At 49.5% G+C, this 275-nt stretch carries 1 protein-coding gene; it reads left to right on the forward strand.

Features of this window, described 5'->3' with window-relative positions; genetic code table 11:
• On the forward strand, nt 1-225 hold a 225-nt coding region (locus CVH10_RS20275), incomplete at its 5' end, for a hypothetical protein (RefSeq protein WP_146143175.1).
• Between the last annotated feature and the right edge of the window lie 50 nt (nt 226-275).

Below are 275 nucleotides of genomic sequence, written 5' to 3' on the forward strand. Positions count from 1 at the left end.
GTCTTCCAAGATCTACTCCCCGAGCTTCAAACAAGCAAAGCCGATGCTACGAAGATGTTCTTCGAAGTTCTTGTCCTTGCAACAAAAGACGCAGTCCGGGTTGAGCAAAGCAGCAAAGATCTTGGAGGCCGATTACGCATTAAAGCAAAACAAGGCCTCTGGGGTGACTGGGCAGAAACCGAAGCTGGCGGTGAGATCGCGCCTCAAGAGGTCGTGGCCGCATGAGTTTGCTGAGTTACTGTATTGGATACAAACTCTCATCAATTTTGAACCCA

Origin of the sequence: Halomonas sp. ND22Bw (genome assembly GCF_003011945.1) — a bacterium.
GTDB lineage: Bacteria > Pseudomonadota > Gammaproteobacteria > Pseudomonadales > Halomonadaceae > Halomonas > Halomonas halophila.